We start from the raw sequence: 22,265 nt of genomic DNA, 5'->3' as shown, positions 1-22,265 counted from the left end.
ACCAGATTTACGTCCTGCGGTCAGGACTTTACGCCCTGAGGCACAGCAAGCTGGAGTCATGACGAGCACAGCCCTCCGCAGCAGGGCCTGGAAACTGCTGGAGATGGTCACGACGCCGCTGCTGCCGTCGGACTACCTCGACCTGGTCAGCCCGCTGCGGGCGGGCGCCGACCTGCGTGGGCGCATCGAGGCCGTGCACCCCGAGACGGGTGACGCCGCGACCATCGTGATCAGGCCGGGACGGGGCTGGCGCGGCCACACGGCCGGTCAGTACGTGCGGATCGGGGTCGACGTCGACGGGGTGCGCCTGTGGCGTGCCTACTCGCTCACCTCGCCGACGAACCGCCAGGACGGCCGCGTCACGATCACCGTGAAGGCGATCCCGGACGGCAAGGTCAGCAACCACCTGGTCCGCAGGGCGAAACCGGGCACGCTGATCCACCTCGACCAGCCGACCGGTGACTTCGTGCTGCCACAGGCCAAGCCCGCCAAGGTGCTCTACCTGACGGCCGGCAGCGGCATCACGCCCGTGATGGGAATGCTGCGCGACATCGAGATCGACGACGTCGTCATGGTCCACTCCGCGCCACAGCCGCAAGACGTGATCTTCCGCAACGAGCTGCACGACCTGGTCGCCGACAAGAAGCTGCGTCTCACCGAGCTGCACACCGACACGGACGGCATGCTCGACATCGCCCGCCTCGCCGAACTCGTGCCCGACTGGGCCGAGCGCGAGACCTGGGCCTGCGGGCCCGCGGGCCTGCTCGACGCCGCCGAAGAGCACTGGACCGGGCACGGCATGCAGGAGCGCCTGCACACCGAACGCTTCCGCCCCCGCATCGTCGTCGCCGGCGACGGCGGCGAGGTCACGTTCAGCGCCACCGGCAAGACCGTCGACGCGGACGGCGCCACGCCGTTGCTGGACGTCGGCGAGGAGGCCGGCGTGCTCATGCCCTCCGGTTGCCGCATGGGCATCTGCTTCGGCTGCGTCACGCCGCTCAAGGCGGGCGCCGTCCGCGACCTGCGCACCGGCGAGATCACCGAGGCCGAGCCGGGCGTCCTCATCCAGACCTGCGTGTCCGCCGCGGCGGGCCCTTGCGACATCGAACGGTAGGAGCACCTTGACCGCCATCGACCCCACCGCCCACCTGACCGCGGAGCAGATCGAGGAGCTCGGGCGCGAGCTGGACGCGATCCGCGACGAGGTGATCGCCGGCCGCGGCGAGAAGGACGCCGCCTACATCCGCAAGGTCATCTCGGCGCAGCGCAAGCTCGAGCTGGTCAGCAGGGGCGTGCTGCTGTTCTCGATCTTCCCGCCCGCGTGGCTGATCGGCACTGCCGGTCTGTCCGTGGCGAAGATCATGGACAACATGGAGATCGGCCACAACATCCTGCACGGCCAGTGGGACTGGATGCGGGACCCGAAGATCCACTCCACCACCTGGGAGTGGGATCACGTCTCGCCGTCCGAGCAGTGGAAGCACTCGCACAACGAGCTGCACCACACGTACACCAACGTGATCGGCAAGGACAACGACCTCGGCTACGGCATCATGCGCGTCGACGAGGACCAGAGGTGGCACCCGTTCCACCTCGGCCAGCCGCTGTGGAACTTCCTCAACGCCTGCTTCTTCGAGTACGGCATCGCAGCGTACGACCTGGAGCTCGGCAAGAACCTGCACAAGCGCCGCCGCAAGAACCCGGAGTTCCGCGCGCGGGCCAAGGCCGTGGGCCGCAAGATCCGCAAGCAGGTGCTCAAGGACTACGTGATCCACCCGCTGCTGTCGGGCCCGTCGTTCCTCCCCACGCTCGCCGCCACGTTCACCGCGAACCTGGTCCGCAACATCTGGACCCACTCGGTGATCATGTGCGGGCACTTCCCCGAGGGCGTACAGGTCTTCGAGCGCCGGTCGATCAAGGGCGAGACGCGCGGCCAGTGGTACCTGCGCCAGATGCTGGGCTCGGCGAACATCAGCGGCAGCAAGGCCATGCACTTCATGACCGGCAACCTGTCGCACCAGATCGAACACCACCTCTTCCCGGACCTGCCGAGCAACCGGTACGCCGAGGTCGCGGTGAAGGTGCGCGCGCTGTTCGAGAAGTACGAGCTGGAGTACGTCACCGGCCCGCTGCCCAAGCAGGTGTTCTCCGCGTGGCACAAGGTCTTCCGGCTCTCGCTGCCGAACAAGAAGCCCAAGGTCAAGACGCCGGACCGCGAGCAGGAGCTCGTCGCGGCCTGATTCCCGGCACGGGTGCAGATCCACGGGTGCAGATCCACGGGTGCAGATCCACGGGTTCAGATCCACGGGTTCAGATCCTTTGGTCCTCCTGGATCAGGTCGACGCGGCCGACTCCTCGGCCCCAGCCCTCGTAAACTTCGGGCTGGGGCCGGGAATCCGTGCCGTCGCGCATCGGCACGCGCAACGCGTCCAGGTCAGCGCTTGGAGATCCGGACCACTCCCGTGGCGGTGCCCTGGTAGAGGGTGCCGTCCGGGGCGGCGGTTCCGCGCATCTGGAGCGGGTTGTAGACCAGTCCGATGCCCAGGTAGGAGCTGGTGAGCTGCGCGCCGGTGGCCGGGTCGACGACGGAGTGGTGGTACTGGGCGAAGGTGTTCAGGCCGGCGCTGCCGGTCGGGCCGCTCACGGAGACGGTGTAGATCTTCCCGTCGGCCAGGGAGAGCCGGGGCAGCGCGGCGGACTTCAGCGGGCTGTTCCACACCACGTCGCAGCCGGTCCCCTGGGCGTTGACGTCGATCCGGCTGAGACCGTCGTCGAAGTCCGCGGAGGAGGGCTGGCTCGCCGGGGCGCCCTCGGGCAGGGCCGGGTAGGGGTAGCCGTAGGTGTTGGTGACGAAGACGCTGCGACCTGAGGCGATGACGGCGTCCTCGGTGCCGCTGCGGGCGTGCTGGGTGAGCACGGGGATCCGGCAGACCGGGTCGGGTCCGCCGGCCGCCCGGTAGACGAGCAGGTTCGCGTGCGGGGCGGCGTTGTCGACGATGGTGACGTACTCGGTGCCGTTGCCCGGTCCGAAGAAGCTCGGCGTGGTGCCGGTGCCCCAGCTGAGCTGGCCGGGCTTGCGGGCCGGACCCCGGTCGTAGGGGGCCCGCCAGTCCACGGTCGGGGTGCCGTCGGGGGCGGCCGACAGGATGTAGAGGGCGTGGTCGGTGGCGACGGCCGTGCGGCCGGGGACGGTGGAGATGCTGTTCTGGACGCCCTCGCCGGTGCTGATGCTGCGCACCGCCCCGGTGCCCGTGTCGACGGTACCGATGACGCCGCCGCTCGTGGCGAACCAGATCCTGCCGTCCCAGGCGGGGGTCAGGCCGACGATGTTGTCGCCGGCGGGGACGGCGTTGCCGAGGGGGGTGGACTGGTCGATCCGGAGCGTCCAGCCGGATCCGGCGCGGTGGTGGCCGATGCGGAGGAGGTTGTTGTTGCCGTCTACGACGACCAGGCGGTCGCCGTTGTCGAGGTAGGCGTAGACGCCGCCGAAGAGACTGCCCTTGGGCAGGGCGAGCGAGGCGAGGTCGGCGCCGGTGGTGGGGTCGAGGAGGTGGACGGTCGGCGTCTGGCCGAAGATGCTGGTGCAGAGGGCGAGCACGTAGCCGTCGCTGCCTATGACCACGGTGGGGCAGGCCGAAGCCAGCGCCGTGCGGGAGTAGTTGATGCCGTTCGTTCCGGGACCCGGGTAAGGCGTGGTGCCACTGGAGGCGCTGTCGCCGTGCATGGTCGCGGTGCCGTTGGCTGCGGTGACCGGGTTCTGCGGCGGCTGCGGGCCGTACGGGGATGCCGGGTCGGCGGCGGAGGCGGGTGTTCCGCTGAGGCCCGCGGCGCTGAGGGCCACGGCGAGGGAGAAGGCGAGCACGGCAAGGCGCCCGCCCGTGGGCAGGGAGAACGGCATCAGGGGTCCTCGGAACGTGGAGGGGGAGGGAGCAGCTGAGAGGCGCTGCGGACAATGAGGTGTGCTGCGAGGGGCCGGCGCCGGCGGACACCCTGGCTGTGCAAGGCGCTGCGGGGCGCTGCGGGGTCGGCAGGCGCGGTGATGTCGGCCGACGCGGTGGTGTCGGCCGACGCGGCGGGAGCCGATGGTGCGGCTCGGCCCTTGTTTCCGGGTGGCGGTTGTTCCTCGGAACGGCTCTGACAGGGACGCTAGCCGGTACCCGTGCGATCCGGATCTTTCCGTGGCTGCCGGCCACGGCTTGTTCACGCAGTTCACGCTCCCGCAGCATCGGGGCAACAGACGGGGGGAGGGGGAGGAGTCCACCTCACGTCCGAGGTGGACACTGCGTCGGGCTGTCGGGCGTCACCCTTCCGGATGTGGGCGGCGCATCCGGGGCCCTATGTCTTTGGTCAAGGTGGTCGGACGGGTCTTGCCAGGCCGACAGGCCGGATGGCCGGCCGGATGGTGCCAGGACCGTAGCGGGCCCGCGCCCGGTCAGTAACGGCCTAGACGGCCAACGGCGGTCGTACGGCCCGACTACGGAACACAGCGAGGGACAACGCACCACGACCTGCAGGATATTTCCGGCGGGTGCCCGGCAACCTTTCGAGGTCCGGCGGCAACTGATGGGTGAACAGCGCACCTCACTCCAAGGAGCCACCGCCCATGCTTGCTTCCCCCCACCGCCGCCCCACCGGACGCCGAAGGCTTGCCCTGGCCGGAGTGGCCGCCCTGGTCGCCGCCGGTCTCGGTGCTGTGCCGCTGGTTGTGAAGGCCGATGCCGTGGCGCCCGCCGACCTCGCCCACGGCGTGCTGCCCGCCCGGGACGGCTGGGCCGCGAGCGGCTCGGGCACCACGGGCGGCCGGACCGCGGACGCGGCCCACGTCTTCACCGTCTCCACCCGCGCCGAACTGGCGAAAGCCCTGGCCGCAGGCCCGGCCGCCGCCCCGCGGATCATCCGGGTCAAGGGTCTGATCGACGCGAACACCGACGACAGCGGGAAGCCGCAAAGCTGCACCGACTACGCCGCGGGCACCGGCTACTCGATCGGCTCCTACCTCAAGGCCTACGATCCCGCGGTCTGGGGCCGTGCCAAACTGCCGTCCGGCGCCCAGGAGAACGCCCGCAGGGCGGCTCAGGCCAGGCAGGCCGCCCGCATGGTCTTCACGGTCCCGGCGCGGACCACCGTCATCGGCGTGCCCGGCACCGGAGCGGGCATCACCGGCGGCAGCCTGGTGGTGAAGAACGCCGACAACGTGATCATCCGCAACCTGTCGCTCACCGACGTCCGGGACTGCTTCCCGCAGTGGGATCCGACCGACGGTTCCACCGGCAACTGGAACTCCGCCTACGACGCCGTCAGCCTGCGCGGCGCCACCCACGTCTGGGTCGACCACAACAGCTTCTCCGACCTCCCGCACCCGGACTCCGCCGAGCCGGTCCGCTTCGGCCGCCACTACCAGGTCCACGACGGCGCCCTCGACATCACCAACGCCTCCGACCTGGTCACCGTCGGGTACAACAGGTTCGGCAACCACGACAAGACGATGCTGATCGGCAGCAGCGACCAGGACACCAAACTCCGGGTGACGCTCCACCACAACGTCTTCCAGGGGGTGGTCCAGCGCGCCCCGCTCGCCCGGGTGGGCCGGATCCACCTGTACGACAACTACTACGACACCACGGCCTCGGAGGGCTACCGGCACAGCTACAGCGTCAACTCCCGTGCCGGCGCCCAGGTCGTCGCGCAGAACAACCACTGGAAGCTCTCCTCGGACCGGAAGGCCTCCCAACTGCTCAGCGGGGACGGCACCGGAGCCGTCGCGGGCAGCGGCAACCTCGTCGGCGGCGTCCCCGTGGACCTGGTCGCCGCCTACAACGCCGCCAACCCCGGGAAGAAGATCAAGACCACCGTCGCCTGGAAGCCCACCCTCACCGCCGGTCTGGAACCCGCCGCCGGACTGCCGAAGAAGCTCGCGGCGCAGGCGGGCGCGGGGGTCCTGACCGAGACCGGAGGCAAGGGGCCCACCCCGTCCGCTCCTGCCCCGTCCGTTCCCGCCCCGTCCCGTCCCGCCGGCGGCCGTACGCTGACGGTCGCCGCCGACGGCTCCGCCGCCCACCGTTCCGTACAGGCCGCCGTCGACGCCGCCACCGCGGGCGACACCGTCCTCGTGGCACGCGGCACCTACCGGGAGACGGTGAACGTCCCCGCCTCCAAGCACGGGCTGACCCTCAAGGGCGCCACCGGCAACGCAGAGGACGTCGTCATCACCTACGGCAACGCCTCCGGCACACCCAAGCCCGGAGGCGGTACGTACGGAACCGCGGGCAGCGCCACCGCGACCTTCTCGGCGAACGACATCACCGTCACCGGTGTCACGGTCGAGAACACCTGGCAGAGGTCGGCGCACCCGAGCGTCAAGGACACCCAGGCGGTGGCGCTCAACGCGTCCGGCGACCGCCAGCGGTACCTCAACTCGCGGTTCATCGGGCACCAGGACACCGTCCTGAACTGGGCTCCCTCGGCCACCGGCCAGTACCGCCAGTACTTCCGACACTGCTTCGTCGCGGGCGACGTCGACTTCGTCTTCGGCAACGCCACCGCCGTCTACGACCACGTCAACATCACCTTGCGCGACCGGGGCGCCGCGGCCGGCGGCCACAACGGCTACCTCGCCGCACCGAACACCGACTCGGCCAAGCCGTACGGGATCCTCATCACCGACAGCACGATCAGCAGCCCCGCCCAGCCCCGGACCTACTACCTCGGCCGGCCCTGGCACCCCGGCGCGAGCGCGGTCGGCCAGCTGGTCATCCGCAACACGAGTCTGCCCGCGGCCGTCAAGACCGAGGGGCCGTGGACCGACATGGGGGGCTTCTCCTGGAAGGCGGCCCGGTTCGCCGAGTACGCCAACACGGGCCCCGGCGCCGGCACCGGAGCCAACCGGCCCCAGCTCGGCCCGGACCAGGCGGCAACCCACACCGCCCGCGCCTACCTGGCCGGTACCGACGGCTGGAACCCGACGGGCTGATGGGCGCCACCGTGCTGAGCGGGCCCGGGCGGGCGGAAGCGCCCGAACGGGCACTCGAACGGACTGCTACTCTCCGGTACTCGCCTGAGATCGCCCCCGCCGCACCGAGAGGCCGTACCGAGGCCATGACCGAAGACCAGGCGGCCGCGGAGTTCCACGCGTTCTTCGAACGCCACCACGCCGAACTCTCCCGCCTGGCATACCTGCTGACCGGAGAGGCGGACGCCGCCGACGACCTCGCCGCGGACGCGATGGTCGCGCTCTGGCGCCACTGGGACAGGGCACGCGGCGCCGACTGCGCGGTCGCCTACGCCCGCGGAGTCGTCGCCAACCTCGCCCGCAGCCGGATCCGGAGCACGGTGCGCGAGCGGCGGCGCATCCTGCTGTTCTGGTCCCACCGCCCGGAGCGCACCGACGGGCCGGACTTGGCCGCCGTCATGGACGTGCGGGCCGCGCTGGGCCGGTTGCCGTTCCGCAAACGGGCCTGTGTGGTGCTGCGGTACGCCTTCGACCTCTCGGAGAAGGACACCGCGGCGGCGCTAGGGATATCGGTCGGTACGGTGAAGAGCCAGACCTCGAAGGGGACGGCGGAACTGCAGCGGCTGCTCGGTGCCCGGGCCGCCGACGAGCTGGTGGGAAGGGGAAGCCGGTGACCGACGAGCTGCGCGGTCTGCTGCGCGAGAGCGCCGAAGCCCACTTGCCCGACCGGGCCCGCATGCTGGCCCGGATCGAGCGCGGCACGGCCCGTCCCGGCGTCGCCCTTCGGCCGCGGGACCGCGGCCGCACCCGCGCCCTGACCTGGCCGAAGACCGCCCTCGCGGCCCTGGCCACCGCCGGGACCCTGGCGGTGAGCGCCCTGACGGTGGTCGCCGCCGTGCACACGCCGGACGCGCCGCAGAACCCGACGGCCGCTGCCCCGTCCGCCACCGGCCGCGTGGCGCCGCCGACGGCTGTAGGCAGCCGGACGGAGGACGGCCCGCTGTGGGCCGACGGCTCGGTCGACCCCCACAGCAACGCCTACTGGGCACAGAGCAACGTCACCCTCAAGGCGGGGAAGCCGCTCACCGCGCTCGTCGTCGAGCTGCGCATCGCTCTCACCGAGGGGGTGAGGGACACCGGGAACTGGCGGACCCGCCCCGCCGCGGACTTCGACGTCTCCGCCCGCGCGGAGGGCGGCTTCCTCGTCTACCGGTGGACCCTGAAACCCGGCAGGACGGTCCCGACCGGCGAGCACGTCTTCGCCGGCCAGTACGACCACGCCGCCGGCGGACGCGATGCGAAGGACGACACGTACCGGATCGACGCCACTGGCGGGGCCGCAGAACACGGAGCCGCCGTGTGGGGTGGCTTCGCGTAGGCCACCCCGTGACCGTGGGAGGACCACCGCCGGAGGCGTGCGCAAGCTGATCGTGCCGACCTTGAGGACTTGCCCGGCTTCGCGGACATCAGAGGAAGAGAAGTTCGACGTCCTTCGCGATGCAGAGCCGCAGAACGACCGTCAGCTCTTGGGCTGCATCGATGTGTGACCGAGGGACGCCGACCTCATTCCGCCACTGGTCGACGATCGCCTCGAGCCGGGGCAGGAGCGCAGCGCATTCAATGGGCGAGAGCTCGCCTCCACCGTCATCGGGGCGATCGAGGAGTGGTTCGAGCAAGGTGGATACGTCACTCCAGGGTCGCTCCCCACCGAAGCCCCACATCCCGTCGAGATCGAACCCCTCGGCTCGCGCCAGGTGGCCGGTGTGATCACGGCGTCGGAGCCGTCTCGGACAGCCCCGTTCGCCGGGCTTCGCCCGCGCAAGTTCGGCAAGTCGTAACCGTCCTGCGGCGTCGGGGTGCGGATGCGGCCCGCAAGGGTCGGCCGTGGAGCCTTCCGCTGGAGGACCGGGCACTGCTGGTGGCGTCTGGCACCAGGATTTCATAGGGAGCGGAACTGTTTCGTACGGAATTGCAGGCTGAGCCGCGGCAGAAACGCAACCGTACTGAGTGCGGGAGGAGCCGCTCCTACGGGCCGGAGAGGCGGTCGAGCCAGTCTCCGAGCAGTGCGCGCTCGTGCGGGGTGAGCTTCGTGAGCTCGGGCAGTGCGGCGCGCAGGGTGACGGCGGCGGCCGCGGGGCCGGCGGGTGCTGTGGCGGGTGAGCTGGTCAGGATGGCCGTGCAGAGCGCCTCCCAGGCGAAGTCGGCGAGATTGGTGTCGCGTTCGCCTTCGGGCTGGTCGATGAGGGTGAACACGATGCCCGTGCCGGCCGAGCGGATGAGGTCGACGGCACGGTGCTCGGGCACGCGCAGGAGTCCGGCCCGGGCGAGGCGGGTGACCCGTCGGCGCAGTACCGCGGCACCGGCTTGCGCCGCGGCTTCGCCGTCGGGCGTTCGTAGCGGCGTGTTCATGAGCCGGAACAGGGCGGGGTTCGCCAGGCCGAAGCCGATGTGCAGATCCCAGCCGGCGCGCAGCGCTCGGAGCGGATCGTCGTCGGCGTCGACGGGGGGTTTCTGCGCCACGTAGCTCATGAATCCGTGTTCGGCCACGGCGCCGAGCAGTCCGTTCTTGTCGCCGAACAGCCGGTAGATCATGGGCGGCTGCACGCCGGCGGCGAGCGCGACCGAGCGGGTGGTCACCGCGTCGGGCCCCTCGGTGGCCAGCAGGTGCGCGGCGACGTCGACCAGGCGCGCACGCACGGCGTCGCGCGGGGACTGCGGAGCGGGTTCCATCACGTTTCCCACGATAGCGCATCGTTGTTATCGTCGATTTTTCAATGGTAGCGTGAAAAGCGAATCATCGATATCGCCTGAGCTCGGAGTCGAACATGCTGGTCATCGCCGGAGCCACCGGAGCCCTCAACGGCGCCACCGTGGACCACCTGCTGGAACGCGTCCCCGCCGGGGATGTTGCCGTCACCGTGCGCGACGTCGCCAAGGCCGAGCGCTTCGCGCAGCTCGGCGTGGAGGTACGTCGCGGCGACTACGCCGACCCGTCCTCCCTGCCCCGCGCCTTCGAGGGAGCCGACCAGCTGCTGCTGGTCTCCGCGAACGAACCGGACTCGGACAAGGCGGTGGCCCTGCACCGTACCGCCATCGAGGCCGCCGTCACCGCGGGCGTCGGACGCGTCCTCTACACCAGCCACCAGGCCGCCGCGCTGGGCAGCCCCTTCGGCCCCGCGCACGTCCACGCTTCGACCGAGCAGCTCCTGGCCGACTCCGGCCTTCCGTGGACCGCGCTGCGCAACGGCTTCTACGCGCACAGCCTCAACTGGCTGACGGGCCCGTGGCGCGAGACGGGCGTCATCACCGTCCCCGGCGACGGACCGGTCTCCTGGACGGCGCGCGAGGACGCGGCCGAAGCCGCCGCCGTCATCCTCGCCTCCGGCGGCAGCCACGACGGTCCGACCACGCTCACCGCGAGCGCGGCGCCGACGTTCGAGGAGATCGCCGAGATCGCCTCGGAACTCACCGGGAACACCGTCAAGTGCGTCGTCATCGACGAGGACGAGTGGCTCGCCGACCAGGTCGCCCGGGGTGTCGAGGAGCGGATGGCGGGCTTCCTCCTCGGCTTCTACCGGAACGCGCGGCAGGGAGGCTTCGCCGGCATCGACCCCCTGCTCGGCACGCTCCTGGGCCGGGAGCCCCGCGCGGCACGCGACGTGCTGTCCCAGCCTGCCGGCTGACAGTGGCAGGTACCCCGCGCCCTCCTGAAGGCCGCCAGCTCTGCGCGCGGTCTTCGGCGTAGGGCCGCCACTTCCCGGGTGAGCGGGAGGGGCAGCGCCTGCTGCCGCACGGCAGCCGTCATTCGGTGAGTACGTGCGCTATCCGGTCGAGGTCTTCGAGGAGTCCGGTCAGGCGTTCCTCGCCACGGGCCCGTTGGGGCACGACAGCCTGAGTAAGGTTCGGGACTTGCCGAGGTCCAAGGGTTGTCCCGTCACTACTCGTCGGGTGTGCCGCTGAACACGTGGGCGGGCTGCCGCAAGGGTGCCCCACTTCGCGCGGCTGCTGACTGGCCGTGTTGTCAGTGGCTCGGGATACGGTGCGGTGTGATGGGCCGGACGGAGATCGTAGGGGACTCGCGGCTACGGGGGGTGGGTCGCACAGGCCCCGGCAGCCGGCTCGGGACTGGAGGTATCTTGCCGTGTCACCACCCCCCAACTCCGCGCTGGTTCGGGTCCTGTCGCGAGATGCGGAGCCGACCGGTCGGCCAACGCGCGCGCAAAGCCGCCGATGACATGATCTTGATGCGGCTGGTGTGATCACGGCGTCAGAGCCGTCCTGGATAGATCCGTTCGCGGGGATGAGGCCGCGTTGCTTCGATAAGTTGGTGACCGCGGTTCGGCGGGATCCTGCGGCCGATGTGCACCGAGGGCGGCGCCGTGGAGCCTGTCCCTGGAGGACCGCATCCTGCTGGTCGCGGCGTACTGGCGGACGAGCTTGACGATGGGCCAGATTGCGCCGTTGTTCGGGATCTTCACGCCTGCCGAGGGACCTCGCCCAGCGCGTCCCCGGCGCAGGTCGCCGCCACACTCTCGGCGTCCGAGCCGGAGCCCTCTGGGAGCGTCGCGAAGCCGAACGCGAAGCGGTCGGCCAGGCGAGGCCCAGGGTTGACAGAGGGCGGTGGTAGTCATGGGCGGCCTTCGAGAGGCGAGCTCCGAGGGAGGGGACGACGGTTCGGTCCGGCGCGTCAAGCAGGTTGATCCGATCCGACTTCTCCAGATGCGAGGGACGGGCGCCCAGTCCAGGAGGCATCGTGGTCAGGGGCGTCGGTCAGCGGTGCCAGGCCAAGGGCAGAGCTTCGTACTCCGCTCATGCGCGGCGATGGTGCGCCGGCTTCTGCGTCTCCGTAAGTCCTTGCTCGCCAACTACCGCACCACGTAGCTGGTTTCGTGAGTCGGCCACGACGTCGGGGCGCTGCGTGACGGCCTCCCCTCCTCTGGGCAGGTCGGTTACGCTGCCCGGCATGGACGAAGCCACCGCGCAACCGTTCCTTGCGAGGCCGGTCACCGGGGTCAATGGCGCTGTCGCCACCCTGCGTGCCCTGAAGAGTGGAGACGCCTCCAGTTTCGGGGAATTCCTCGAAACGCTCTCGACGGAGACCAGGGAGGGCTACCGCCCACATCCGCTCGACCGGACTGAAGCGGAGCGGATCTGTGCTGCTCTCGACGACCCGACCGCCCTGCGCTTCGTGCTGGCGGATGCCCATGACGATCGCGTGGTGGCCTATCTGCTGGCCCAGTTCGCAATCCCGGAGGGTGAGAAGGCGCGTTACCGGAATCTCGGGTGGACCATCGAGGACGGCGCGGACTGCCGCATCGCCCCCGTCGTTGCCGATCATTTGCAGGGCAACGGTCTCGGAACCGAGCTGCTCAAAGGGGCGCTCGACATCCTGCGTCAGCGCGGATGCCGGCACGTCATCCTCTTCGGTGGCACCCGAACCTCCAACGCCCAGGCGATCCGCGCCTACGAAAAGGCGGGATTCAAGCCGGTCGGCGTCTTTCGCGAACGGGGGATCGAGAGCGTCGACATGTGGCTCTCCTTGAAGTAGCGGGCGGGCGGCATCTCAGCGCACGATCCGGCCGGTCAGTTCGTCGGCCCCCGGAGCTTCGACGTGGTCCGGTGGCCAGGGAGGCGATCAGCTCGATGGCGAAGTAGCCGTCCAGGGCGCCGCACGGGGGCCGCCGCTCGGCTGGGGGCACGTGGATGTCTCGGCGGTGACGACGCTGCCGCATTCCCAGACCCTGCCCGTGAGCCAGGGGAGCGCGACGTAGGACATGACGAAGTCGGGGCCCGGGCGGTGTGGACCCCGGCGGCTGGGGACGCCGTGGTCGGCCGCGGCCATCACGGCCATGCCGAGCATCGCGACCAGCAGCGGCCGCGCGCCGCCGGCGATGTCGCCGTAGGCGGCGAACCCGGCCCAGGTCGTCCAGAACGCCAGGTGCAGGACCGCGTAGGACCGACGTCGCTCCAGCTGGGGCTGTCGTGCAGCAGGGGGAGAGTCGGCCGACCCCGGCCACGGCGACCAGGTCGAATAGCAGCTTGCTCCACCCGGCGTGCCTCTCGTGGTTGCCGACGGCTCCGGCATCCGGCGAGGAAAGGGAACTGCGCGACGTCGCGACTCCTGCCGGGAATCGTCGTGGCCGCGGGCGGCGCGGGGCGCTTCGAGGGCGAAGTGGGCCAGGGCCGTGCAGCTCGGATCATCTTCGGCCGTGCCGCTCTCCTGACTGATGGCCCGGGCCAGGGCATCGGTGTGGCGCAGCCACATGGCCTGTTGGTAGTCGCGCAGCGCCGGGGTGGTGTTGACCAGGGCGACGAACGCGGTGAAGCGCGGATCGGCGCTCGCGGCCGCCATGCGGCAGCGGAGCGCGTGCTCGCGCAGGGCCGCCGGGATCGACTGGCCCTCCGGCCTGTCGCGCACCGCTGCGAGCAGACCGGCCTCCTGGTCGGCGTCCTCGTCGAAGACGAGGGCCTCCTTGACCGGGAAGTGCTTGAAGAGCGTGGTGGTGGACACGTCGGCGGCGTCAGCGATCGCGCGGATGCCGACGTCGTCGTACCCGTGCTCCAGGAACAGTCGCAGCGCGGTGTCCGCGATGGCCCGGCGGGTGGCCGCCTTCTTTCGTTCACGGCGTCCTGCCGGGGCCGGTGGATGACCGGGGGCTCGGTCTGTCTCGGGCATGTCGTCAGCCCACCCTTAAGTTGCGTTGATGTGAAAGTTGAGCTGTTGCACTGTTTTATTCGCTGTGCTCTTCTGGAAGGGCGGGCGTCGGAGCAGGTGCCCGCCCCTCCGCGTTCCCCTCCCTCATTCCGAAAGGAGTGATCAGCCATGTCCACGACTGCGTTCCTCCCCTCCGCCGGCCCCACGGCCGTACCGAAGAACGTGCGCTGGGTGCTGCTCGGCGTCATGCTCGCGATGCTGCTGTCGATGCTCGACAACATGGTCGTCAGCACCGCGATGCCGACGATCGTCGGAGACCTCGGCGGCTTGGAGCACATCTCCTGGGTCGTCACCGCCTACACCCTCGTCACTGCCGTCACGACACCGATCTGGGGCAAATTCGGAGATCTCTTCGGCCGCAAGCCCGATCAACGCGAAGGCGCCCGCGCCGCTCGACCTGATCGCCCTGGTGTGGCTGTGGCTGTGGCTGAAGCTGCGGGTCCCCGTCCGGCGCATCCAGGCGAAGATCGACTGGGCGGGCATCGCCCTGCTGACGCTCTCCATCACCTCGATCGTCCTGGCCCTGTTCATCCAGGTCGAGAAGCGGGCCAGTGAGCCACTGAGCGTCTTCACCGGACACCGGAACTACCCGCTCGCGATGGTCATGATCCTCGCCGCGGGCGTGGTCATGTTCGGTGCGGGCCTCTACCTGCCGCTGTTCCAGCAGAGCGTCCAGGGCGCCTCGGCCGCCAACTCCGGCCTGCTGATGCTTCCGATGATGATCCCCGTGGTGATCGTCTCGACCATCGCCGGGAAGGTCATGTCCGCCACCGGCAAGTACAAGGTGTTCCCCGTCGTCGGCACCCTGTTCCTGGCTGCCGGGCTCGGCCTGCTGGCCACCATGGACGCCCACACCTCATCCCTGCTGACCAGCCTGTACATGGTCCTCGTCGGCATCGGGCTCGGCTTCACGATGCAGATGGCCGGCACCATCGCCCAGAACAGCGTCTCCCTGCGGGACATGGGTGCGGCCATGAGCTCCGTCAACCTCTTCCGCACCCTGGGCGGGTCCCTCGGCGTCGCCGTCTTCGGCTCGCTGTTCACCCGCGCCGTCCAGCCCACCCTGCCGGCCGGCGGAGACACCGGCCCGGACGCCCTGCGGAACCTGTCCGCCGGGGCCAAGGACGCCTACCTCACCGCGGTCACGGACGGCACGAGCCACATCTTCCTCACCGCCGCGATCGTCTGTGCCTTCGCCTTCGTCGCCGCGCTCTTCGTCATCGAAGTCCCGCTGAAGAAGGCCGGCCCGCCCGCACCCGCCGACCGCCCCGAGAACGTCACCGTCGCGGCCGGCTGACACCCGGACACCCACGAGTGCGGCCGCGCGCCAGCTCCCCGAGGACCTCCGCACCGACCTGCCGCGCCAGCCACTCCGCCCGGGGGAGGTTCCCGAGATTGGACAGGTGTACGAACAGCGTGTGCTCATCTGCGGTCCTCGGCCGTCTGTAGCTCGGCGAGCTGGAACCTTCGTCCGCTCCCGCCCATCGCCGCGGCCACTGGAATGCGACGCCTAGGGGCCGTGTCGGGCGGCTGGCAAACCCGGCTGGTCTTCATGTGCGGTGAAAGGTCCCGTTCGCTCGCGAAATCACGCTCTGCGTGGTGGTGGTGTAAGGGCATTCGCTGCCCGTGTTCTACCTCCAAGAGTTGAGTGGTTCATTGCCTGAGCCCGATAATTCCGGCCCGCCGGTCAGGAAATGAACGGCATTCTCCCTTCGCGTCGAGCGCCACCGCCCCGCCGGATTGATCGACCGTGGATTCGGGCGCGTCCGCAGCGCGCGCCGTGCGGTCCGGGCCGTGTCGCCCGGCCGTCGCTGACCAAGCGGCTGTACATTCCAACTGATTCGCTCAGTGGTATTTAGCATTTCCATTGGTTGTGCATCTGTTCATCTCGACGTTTCCGTCGTCGAGTGTTGGGACCGTCCTGTAGAGCGAAGGAGTGACCGTGTACTACAGCAGCGGGAATTACGAGGCATTCGCCCGGCCGCGCAAGCCCGAGGGCGTGGATGCCAAGACCGCCTGGTTCGTGGGATCCGGACTGGCATCGCTGGCCGGTGCGGCCTTCCTCATCCGTGACGGGCAGATGCGCGGGGACCGCGTCACCGTCCTGGAACGGCTGAAGCTGCCGGGGGGCGCGCTCGACGGGATCAAGGAGCCGAAGAAGGGGTTCGTCATCCGCGGCGGCCGCGAGCTGGAGAACCGGATGGAGTGCCTGTGGGACCTCTTCCGGTCGATCCCCTCGCTGGAGGTCGAGGGCGCGTCGGTCCTCGACGAGTTCTACTGGCTGAACAAGGACGACCCGAACTCCTCCCTCCAGCGCGTCACCGAGCGACAGGGCCAGGACGCGGGAACCGACGGCCTGTTCACCCTCGACGACCGGGCGCAGAAGGACATCGTCAAGGTCTTCCTCGCCACCCGTGAGGAGATGGAGGGCAAGCGCATCAACGAGGTCTTCGGCCGCTCCTTCCTCGACAGCAACTTCTGGCTGTACTGGCGCACCATGTTCGCCTTCGAGGAATGGCACAGCGCGCTGGAGATGAAGCTGTACCTGCACCGCTTCATCCACCACGTCGGCGGACTGCCGGACCTGTCGGCGCTGAAGTTCACCAAGTACAACCAGTACGAGTCGCTCGTGCTGCCCCTGACCCGGTGGCTGATCGGGCAGGGAGTCACCTTCCGCTTCGACACCGAGGTCACCGACATCGGCTTCGAGATCACCCCCGGCCGCAAGCAGGCGACCCGCATCGACTGGCTCAGCGACGGCGAGCCGGGTGGGACCGACCTCGGCGCGGACGATCTGCTCTTCACGACGATCGGCTCCCTCACCGAGAACTCCGACAACGGCGACCACCACACCGCGGCCCGCCTCGACGAAGGCCGGGCCCCCGCGTGGGACCTGTGGCGGAAGATCGCCCGCCACGACGAGGCGTTCGGCCGCCCGGAGGTGTTCTGCGGCAACATTCCCGAGAGCAAGTGGGAATCGGCCACCGTCACCACCCTCGACGCGCGCATCCCGAAGCTGATCGAGAAGATCGCCAAGCGCGACCCCTTCAGTGGGAAGGTCGTCACCGGCGGCATCGTCACGGCCCGGGACTCCAACTGGCTGATGAGCTGGACGGTCAACCGCCAGCCCCATTTCAAACAGCAGCCCGAAGACCAGATCGTGGTCTGGCTGTACAGCCTGTTCACCGACCGTCCCGGCGACTACGTGGCCAAGCCGATGCAGGACTGCACGGGGGAGGAGATCACCCAGGAGTGGCTCTACCACCTCGGCGCTCCCGTCGAGGAGATCGCGGAGCTCGCGGCCTCCGGCGCCCTGTGCGTCCCGGTGATGATGCCGTACGTCACCTCCTTCTTCCTGCCCCGCCGGGCCGGCGACCGCCCCGACGTCGTCCCGGAGGGCGCGGTCAACTTCGCGTTCATCGGCCAGTTCGCCGAGACCACGCGGGACACGATCTTCACCACGGAGTACTCCGTGCGGACCGGAATGGAGGCCGCCTACCGGCTGTTGGGCGTCGAACGCGGCGTACCCGAGGTGGTCAACTCCACCTACGACATCCGCGCCCTGCTGGACGCGGCGGGTCACTTGCGCGACGGGAAGCCGATCGGCCTGCCCGGCCCCGAGATCCTGCGCAAGCGGCTGCTCGGCAAACTGCAGGAGACGGAGATCGGCGAGCTGCTGGCCGAATTCGGGCTCATCCCCGAGGCGCCGTAGCCACGGATCTCTCCACGGCGGCAGTGCGGGGACCGCCCCGTCGACACTTCCCTACGGCGAGGACGGCGGCAGGACGCCCGCGCGGGTGGCCGATGCGCGCACTCGGCGCAGCAGGTAGCGCAACTGTGCGCGCTCGCCCTTGGTCAGGGATGCCAGCAGGGTGCTGTGCAGGGATTCCAGAGCGTTCTGCATCGTCGCCAGGGCCGCGGTTCCGGCGGGAGTGAGGGCCACCACCTCGTGTCGACCGCCCATGTTGACGACCATGGCCTGCAGCAGGCCCTGCGCGAGGAGGTCGTCGATCACCTGCGCGATGGCGGACGGCGGCACCTGCAGTTGCTCGGTGAGATCGAGTCGGGCGTGCGGTCCGAGATCGGCCAGCGTCCTGAGGACCGTCTGGTGGAGGGGGTCCAGGAGGCGCATCCCCGGCCGCTCGGCCATCAGCGCGTCCACTGCCCTGCCTGCTTCGGCCAGCAGGTACGCGATCTCCTCCGAGGGGCTCGAGGATCCGCTACCCCTGTCGTACACGTCGCATCCAATCGCCGGGCCGTAGGCAACCCTCCGGCCCGGGACGCACAGGCGGACGTCGTCCGTGGCGTGATGCCGTGCGAGGAAGCCGGGCGCACTCGGCTCGGGTGAAGGAGTTCCTTCGGTTCCGGCAAGGTGAGGTAGACCTAGGCTCACGATACGTGACCTGGAGCGATCGGTCTACGTTGATGTCGTCAGTCGCGTGGTTCAGCCGGCGAGCAGGGCCCTGGCGGTGAGCTCGACGTACTCGTGCAGTCCGTAGGCCAGGGCCAGGCACAACAGGGCCGATACGGACACGGTCGCAACGAGTCCGGCGACGGCGGCCCGGGTCCGGTGGCTCCGTGGCCGAACGGGAACCGGCCGCAGCAGTGCTTCGACCCGCTGAGGAACGGGCCCCGTGCCGACGGCCAGCAGGGGACCGCGGTTCTCGGGCAGCTTCCCGGCAGCCGAGGCGGCCAGCGCCGCGCGCGCGATCACGGTCGCCGTGAGGCGCCGGTTGCCCACCGCGGCGGCTGCCGACTCGTCCGCCCACCGCTCCAGGTGGAAGTCCAGGGCCGGGCGCAGGGACCGCAGGGCAGGGTGTACCGCGGCAGCCAGGTCCGCGGTGAGGGACAGCAGGTGGTGGCGGCCCGTCAGGTGGGCCCGCTCGTGCCCGAGCAGCACCTCGCGCTCGGCCGGGCCGAGCGGTGGTCGTACCAACGGCGTGCCATGCGCACCGCCTGGAACGCCAGAGCCGCACCGGCCGCGGCGGAGACCGGCACGGCGGCGGGCCACTCGGCAGCCGCCCGCGCCAACGGGATCTGCTCCAGGGATGCGAGGAACGGTACGTGGAACAGCCCGATCAGTGCCGCCACGGTGCCACCGGCCAGAAGAACGGCCGCTGCGGTCAGGGCCGCGCACGCTTCGCGCGGCGGCAGGAGCGAGGCGAGCCTGCGGGTCGCGGCCGCCGCGCCCCAGGGAAGGGCCAGGGTCAGCATGACCAGGGCGAGAACGAGGGTCATGCGCCTTCCTCTGCCTCCAGGAGCAGGCGCCTGAGCGCGTCCTCGTCATCTCCGGAGAGGGAGGACACGAACCGCTTCAGTACCAGGTCGCGTTGCGGTCCCCGGTCGAGCTCCCGGTGCATGCGGCCGGCCGCCAGGCCCGCGGCGTCGTCCGCCGCGGCGTAGGCGAAGCCCCTGCCCTCGCGGGTCCGCCGGACCGTGCCCTTCTCGTACAGGCGGCCCAGGATCGTCGTCACCGTCGTCCTCGCCAGGTCCCGGCCGAGGGCGGCGTTGATCTGCTGCGGCGTCATCGGCCGGTCCGCCGCCCACAGGATCGCCAGTACGTCCGCGACGAGCTCACCGTGCGGACGCTTCGCGTCCCGGCCTTCCTCCACCATCCTGCTACCGCCCCGCTACTGCCCGGATCGTTTCGTCCGGCGTATATATAGGTTTGCCTTACCTACTCTACGGGGGCGTGGGGTGCCCTGTACGGCGCGCGTCCGAACCAGGACGGACCGGTAGGCCTTGTGGAATTCCTCAACGCGATGTCGAGGCCCGCCTGCGGCGCAGGAGGATGCCGACGGCCGCCCCGGTCAGGGCCGTTGTCGCCACTCCCGCCGTTGTCCACCAGACGGCGGGACCCGTGCCTGGTTCCACCGGGGCCTCGGAGGCCGGCGCAGGTGTCGGCGTCGGGGTCTGCGCCTGCGTCCCGGTCGGCGCGGACGACGGGTCGGCGGGGCGGGGGCCCGGGGTGCCGGTGGTCGGGGCCGGGTCCACCACCGGTACGCCGACTTCGAGTTCGCCGTGCCCGAGGGCGGGGAAGCCCACGTCCACGCTGACCTTCCAGGTACCGGGCGGCAGGGACTCGGCCGTGGTCCAGCCGGCCGGCGTCGCGGCGGGATCGCGCACCAGCCGCCAGGGCCCCAGCGTGCGGACGCCGTCGGCGCTGACCGCGTTCACGGTGGCGGCGACCGCCTCTTTGACCGCGTCGCCGTCGTTCTCCCAGGTGACGTCCGCGGTGACGTGGCCTTCCCGCTGCCCGGTGACCACCACCTTCACGGTGTCGCCGTGGGCGTGCGCCACGGCCGGGGAGAGCAGGATCAGGCCGACGGCGGTCAGGACGGCCTGGAGAGCGATTCGTATGCGCATCGTGGCGTGCTCCGGGGTGGGGTGAGGGGGCGAGGGGTGGGTTGAGGGGCCGGCGGACGGCCGCGCGACGCGGCCGTCCGCCGGAGGGGACTTCAGTGGCAGTCGGGGTCAGCCGACCTTCTGCACGGTCCAGACCTGCGGTGCCCGGCCGTCCGCGCGCTGGAGGTCGAGCAGCCAGTTCCCGTAGTAGGGACGGCTGCTCACGGTCAGGGCGAAGCCGCCGCTCGGGTCCGTGACGCTCACCGCACCACCGCGGGTGGTCAGCTTCCAGCTCTGCGCACCGGCGCGGCCGCAGGGCTGCTGCGCGACCCACATGCCCGCGGCGGGAGTACCGCCCGGCTGCAGGCACTTGCCGGAGACCGCGGAGCGGATGCGGACCAGTCCGCTGCCCGCGTCGTCGAAGTACCACTGCTGCTGCGCGTACCCGTTGGAGCGCGCCCCGACGAGCACGGTGCCGTCGGCGCTGCGCCCGCCCCACACCTCGGCGGCCATGCCGGTGCTGCCGTTCCCGAGCAGGTACCGGGTCCCGGGGGTGGTCGCGCCGCCGCCCGTGCCCTTCGTACGGAAGGACGCGGCCTTGCCAGCTCCGCTGTCCCGGCCGGCGCTGTCGCGGACGGAGACGGCGACCGTGTAGGAGGTGTCGGGCCGGAGGTTGTAGACGCGCAGCACGGGGGACTGGACCCAGGTCAGGTGCCTGCCGTTCAGCAGGACCTGGTACCAGGCTGCTCCCTCGACCTTGGGCCAGCTCGCGACGGCGGAGTCCGACTGGATCTGGCCGACGGTCACGGCCGGTCCGCCCGTGGGCTTCTTGGTCGGGCTGGGCGTCGGCTTCTTGGTCGGCGACGGGCTCGGGCTCGGGCTCGGGTTCGGACCGGGGCCGGTGCCGCCGCCCTTGTTCTTCATCAGGAACTGGTTGTCGGCGATGTTCCAGTGCGTGGCCAGGTAGCTGCCGGCCTTGGGGCTGGTGTGGAAGTAGTCGTCGTGGTTGCAGTCCAGGATGTTCTCGGAGGCCTGGTTGGTGCAGATGTTGCGCATCTGCGGGTAGTACGGGGTGTCCGAGTAGCACATGACGTCGTACTCGTCGGTGCAGTGGGCGCCGCGGCTGGTGTTCGGGGCGCTGTTGTTGACCGCGCCCAGGTTGTGGCCGAGTTCGTGCGCCGCGGTGTGGCCGCCCCAGCAGCCGGAGTCCGTACGCCCGTAGGAGGGGCCGAAGTTGCTGAGGTTGGCCTGGCCGGGCCGCTCGTCGCCGTTGAAGGTTCCTATGCCGCAGTAGACCTTGGTGTCCGCGAAGATCATGTACTTGCGGTCGCGGCGGTCGAGCCCCTTGCCGGCGAGGGCGGCGTTGGTCGCGCTGAACTCCGCGAGCGCGGAGTCCGGGAGCTCGATGTTGAGCACGGTGGGGGTGCAGTCGGCGGCCGTCACGTAGCGGATGTACCGGACGCCACCGGTCTGCTGGGCGCTGGCGGAGTAGATGAGGTCGGCGTCGGCCGCCCATTTGCGGAACGAGGCCACGTACTCGGAGTAGCGGTCACGGCCGGGGCCGTGGACGTACACGACCTGGACGCGGTTGCCCGTGCTGCCGTCTCCGTCGCACTGGACGGTCTGGCCAGCGGGGCCGGCGGCGACGGCGGCGACGGTCTGGCCGGCGGCGGCGGAGGGCGCGGGCGCGGCGGACTTGTCGGCCGCGCGGTCGGCGTCGGCCGCGGGCGCGTCCTGAGGACGCCCGCCGCCCGCGCCTGCCGCGGGGTCGTCGGCGGCGGGTCGGGCCGGGTCGGCCGCCGGTGCCGAGGCCTTGACGGCGGGCGCGATGTCCTTCGCTATGTCGACGCCCTTGGGCGGGGCGTCGGGGCCGTGGGTGCACAGACCCGCGCCGGTCCGGTAGACGCCGGCACACCGGTCGCCCTTCGGGGCGGGGGCGAGGCCGTCGTAGACCATGCCGCGCGCGCTCTCGTTGGCGGGCGCGGCCGCGAGGGGCTCGGGCTCCTGGTCCCGGGCGGGCGCGGCGGCCGGTGCGGCCGCCTCCGTACCGGCTTGTACGGACACGGCCTGGGCATTCTCGCCCAGTCCGGAGTAGGCGATGCCGGCGGCGATCACCGCCGCCGAGGCCATGGCGGCGGTGAGGAGCATCAACCGCCGCGGCTTGCGGCGGTGTTCACGCCGTCTGCGTCGTTCTGTCATGGGCACCTCAAGTGAACGTCGGATGAGTGGGTGCGCGGAAGCCTGCCAGACGAATGC

At 70.6% G+C, this 22,265-nt stretch carries 19 protein-coding genes and 4 pseudogenes; 14 read left to right on the top strand and 9 right to left on the bottom strand.

Features of this window, described 5'->3' with window-relative positions; all coding sequences use genetic code 11:
* Positions 1-58 precede the first annotated feature (58 nt).
* Both ACODT5_RS06605 and ACODT5_RS06600 read left to right on the top strand, forming a co-directional pair.
* The gene (locus tag ACODT5_RS06605; protein WP_422518244.1) at positions 59-1,114 is read left to right on the top strand and encodes a ferredoxin reductase; all 1,056 of its coding nucleotides are present in this window, start codon (positions 59-61) and stop codon (positions 1,112-1,114) included.
* 7 nt (positions 1,115-1,121) lie between these two features.
* Positions 1,122-2,240 (top strand): fatty acid desaturase family protein, encoded by a 1,119-nt coding sequence (locus ACODT5_RS06600; RefSeq protein ID WP_422518243.1) that lies wholly within the window; start codon positions 1,122-1,124, stop codon positions 2,238-2,240.
* Between the two features lie 194 nt (positions 2,241-2,434).
* Here the strand turns inward: ACODT5_RS06600 and ACODT5_RS06595 are convergent, their stop codons facing one another.
* Entirely contained in the window at positions 2,435-3,898 is a 1,464-nt protein-coding gene (locus tag ACODT5_RS06595; RefSeq protein WP_422518242.1) for a hypothetical protein, read from the bottom strand.
* Between the two features lie 705 nt (positions 3,899-4,603).
* Between ACODT5_RS06595 and ACODT5_RS06590 the strand changes: the two are divergent.
* The 6 genes and pseudogenes from ACODT5_RS06590 to ACODT5_RS06565 all read left to right on the top strand — a co-directional run.
* Positions 4,604-5,944: pseudogene (locus ACODT5_RS06590) on the top strand (pectate lyase family protein); the annotation flags it as partial.
* Positions 5,939-6,970, top strand: coding sequence for a pectinesterase family protein (locus tag ACODT5_RS06585; protein ID WP_422519571.1), 1,032 nt, complete (start codon positions 5,939-5,941; stop codon positions 6,968-6,970). The pseudogene ACODT5_RS06590 and the gene ACODT5_RS06585, both read left to right, overlap by 6 nt.
* Before the next feature lie 125 nt (positions 6,971-7,095).
* Positions 7,096-7,623, top strand: coding sequence for a SigE family RNA polymerase sigma factor (locus ACODT5_RS06580; protein ID WP_422518241.1), 528 nt, complete (start codon positions 7,096-7,098; stop codon positions 7,621-7,623).
* Entirely contained in the window at positions 7,620-8,327 is a 708-nt protein-coding gene (locus ACODT5_RS06575; protein WP_422518240.1) for a hypothetical protein, read from the top strand. Before ACODT5_RS06580 ends, ACODT5_RS06575 begins: the two co-directional genes overlap by 4 nt.
* 37 nt (positions 8,328-8,364) lie before the next feature.
* A complete protein-coding gene (locus tag ACODT5_RS06570; protein WP_422518239.1) occupies positions 8,365-8,496 on the top strand; it encodes a hypothetical protein in 132 nt (43 codons plus the stop codon).
* 207 nt (positions 8,497-8,703) lie between these two features.
* Positions 8,704-8,876 (top strand): annotated as a pseudogene (locus tag ACODT5_RS06565) (IS5/IS1182 family transposase); the annotation flags it as partial.
* Between the two features lie 98 nt (positions 8,877-8,974).
* Here ACODT5_RS06565 and ACODT5_RS06560 read toward each other — a convergent pair.
* Entirely contained in the window at positions 8,975-9,679 is a 705-nt protein-coding gene (locus tag ACODT5_RS06560) for a TetR/AcrR family transcriptional regulator (RefSeq protein ID WP_422519570.1), read from the bottom strand.
* Between the two features lie 95 nt (positions 9,680-9,774).
* Between ACODT5_RS06560 and ACODT5_RS06555 the strand changes: the two genes are divergently transcribed.
* The 3 genes and pseudogenes from ACODT5_RS06555 to ACODT5_RS06545 all read left to right on the top strand — a co-directional run bounded on the left by ACODT5_RS06555 (position 9,775) and on the right by ACODT5_RS06545 (position 12,497).
* On the top strand, positions 9,775-10,632 hold the full coding sequence (locus ACODT5_RS06555; protein WP_422518238.1) for an NmrA family NAD(P)-binding protein: 858 nt from the start codon (positions 9,775-9,777) through the stop codon (positions 10,630-10,632).
* 617 nt (positions 10,633-11,249) lie between these two features.
* Positions 11,250-11,440: pseudogene (locus ACODT5_RS06550) on the top strand (transposase family protein); the annotation flags it as partial.
* A 472-nt stretch (positions 11,441-11,912) separates the two neighbouring features.
* A complete protein-coding gene (locus ACODT5_RS06545) occupies positions 11,913-12,497 on the top strand; it encodes a GNAT family N-acetyltransferase (protein WP_422518237.1) in 585 nt (194 codons plus the stop codon).
* Positions 12,498-13,070: 573 nt separating this feature from the next.
* Here the strand turns inward: ACODT5_RS06545 and ACODT5_RS06540 are convergent.
* Positions 13,071-13,625 (bottom strand): annotated as a pseudogene (locus ACODT5_RS06540) (TetR/AcrR family transcriptional regulator); the annotation flags it as partial.
* 147 nt (positions 13,626-13,772) lie between these two features.
* Here ACODT5_RS06540 and ACODT5_RS46980 point away from each other — a divergent pair.
* The 3 genes from ACODT5_RS46980 (at position 13,773) to ACODT5_RS06530 (ending at position 17,376) form a co-directional block, all read left to right on the top strand.
* Positions 13,773-14,219, top strand: coding sequence for an MFS transporter (locus tag ACODT5_RS46980; protein WP_479685660.1), 447 nt, complete (start codon positions 13,773-13,775; stop codon positions 14,217-14,219).
* The gene (locus ACODT5_RS06535) at positions 14,119-14,961 is read left to right on the top strand and encodes an MFS transporter (protein WP_479685663.1); all 843 of its coding nucleotides are present in this window, start codon (positions 14,119-14,121) and stop codon (positions 14,959-14,961) included. Before ACODT5_RS46980 ends, ACODT5_RS06535 begins: the two co-directional genes overlap by 101 nt.
* Positions 14,962-15,606: 645 nt before the next feature.
* On the top strand, positions 15,607-17,376 hold the full coding sequence (locus tag ACODT5_RS06530; protein ID WP_422518236.1) for an oleate hydratase: 1,770 nt from the start codon (positions 15,607-15,609) through the stop codon (positions 17,374-17,376).
* A gap of 51 nt (positions 17,377-17,427) precedes the next feature.
* Here the strand turns inward: ACODT5_RS06530 and ACODT5_RS06525 are convergent, their stop codons facing one another.
* The 6 genes from ACODT5_RS06525 to ACODT5_RS06500 all read right to left on the bottom strand — a co-directional run bounded on the left by ACODT5_RS06525 (position 17,428) and on the right by ACODT5_RS06500 (position 22,208).
* Complete coding sequence (locus ACODT5_RS06525) at positions 17,428-17,901, bottom strand: MarR family winged helix-turn-helix transcriptional regulator (protein ID WP_422518235.1); 474 nt, start codon at positions 17,899-17,901, stop codon at positions 17,428-17,430.
* Positions 17,902-18,108: 207 nt separating this feature from the next.
* Positions 18,109-18,600, bottom strand: coding sequence for a M48 family metalloprotease (locus ACODT5_RS06520; protein ID WP_422518234.1), 492 nt, complete (start codon positions 18,598-18,600; stop codon positions 18,109-18,111).
* Positions 18,534-18,902 (bottom strand): hypothetical protein, encoded by a 369-nt coding sequence (locus ACODT5_RS06515; RefSeq protein ID WP_422518233.1) that lies wholly within the window; start codon positions 18,900-18,902, stop codon positions 18,534-18,536. Before ACODT5_RS06515 ends, ACODT5_RS06520 begins: the two co-directional genes overlap by 67 nt.
* Positions 18,899-19,279: a BlaI/MecI/CopY family transcriptional regulator gene (locus ACODT5_RS06510; RefSeq protein WP_422518232.1), complete on the bottom strand. Its 381-nt coding sequence runs from the start codon at positions 19,277-19,279 to the stop codon at positions 18,899-18,901. Before ACODT5_RS06510 ends, ACODT5_RS06515 begins: the two co-directional genes overlap by 4 nt.
* A 139-nt stretch (positions 19,280-19,418) precedes the next feature.
* Positions 19,419-20,030, bottom strand: coding sequence for a hypothetical protein (locus ACODT5_RS06505; protein WP_422518231.1), 612 nt, complete (start codon positions 20,028-20,030; stop codon positions 19,419-19,421).
* 108 nt (positions 20,031-20,138) lie between these two features.
* Positions 20,139-22,208, bottom strand: coding sequence for an RICIN domain-containing protein (locus ACODT5_RS06500; RefSeq protein ID WP_422518230.1), 2,070 nt, complete (start codon positions 22,206-22,208; stop codon positions 20,139-20,141).
* Positions 22,209-22,265 lie beyond the last annotated feature (57 nt).

Origin of the sequence: Streptomyces tatrensis, assembly GCF_049310065.1 — a bacterium.
In the GTDB taxonomy this organism is placed as follows: Bacteria; Actinomycetota; Actinomycetes; order Streptomycetales; family Streptomycetaceae; genus Streptomyces.
Note: the sequence above shows the minus strand (reverse complement) of the source record. Positions and strands in the feature narration are given on the sequence as shown.